This is a genomic window from Limnobacter litoralis, from assembly GCF_030160455.1.
Lineage (GTDB): Bacteria > Pseudomonadota > Gammaproteobacteria > Burkholderiales > Burkholderiaceae_B > Limnobacter > Limnobacter litoralis.
Window position 1 is genome coordinate 1 of record NZ_BSOJ01000022.1, and the last position, 541, is coordinate 541.

The following is a 541-nucleotide window of genomic DNA, read 5'->3' on the forward strand; positions in this document are numbered from 1 at the left end:
TGAGGACAGGCGAGCAATGGAAGTTTGAAGGCTGCTCTGTGACTTGGACAAGTTCATCTGAGCAGTAAGAGATGAAACGTTGGTATTGATGCCTAACATAGTGGCCTCCAGGTTTTACCAGATCGAATGTGCACTGGTTGCGCGCTTTTCAGCTTTAAGTGCTGACAACTCTATATCGGATGTATTTTCTTTTTATTAAATAAAAATACTGAAAATAAATAAAAATATATTTTTTAGGCAATAAAAAAATCAGATTATATTTTCAGAAATTTGAATTCTGAAAATATAATTTGACTGATATTCTTTCTCAAAAAAAGAGGCGGTCGGTTAAAACCGCCTCTGTCAAAACAACCTGCAACCGGGAATCGATGTGCGGGCTGCTGCTTGGTCAGCAATTACTTCAATAATTTACTTCAACAGGCTCAGTACGCTGTTGGGCAGTTGGTTGGCCTGGCTGAGCATGGCGGTGCCGGCCTGCTGCAGGATCTGGCTGCGGGTCAGGTTGGCCGTTTCCTTGGCGAAGTCGGCGTCCATGATCCGA

Annotated in this window: 1 protein-coding gene; it reads right to left on the reverse strand. The window is 43.1% G+C overall.

Features of this window, described 5'->3' with window-relative positions:
* Positions 1 to 408: 408 nt before the first annotated feature.
* On the reverse strand, positions 409 to 541 hold a 133-nt coding region (locus tag QQJ87_RS10745), incomplete at its 5' end, for a flagellin (RefSeq protein WP_284281719.1).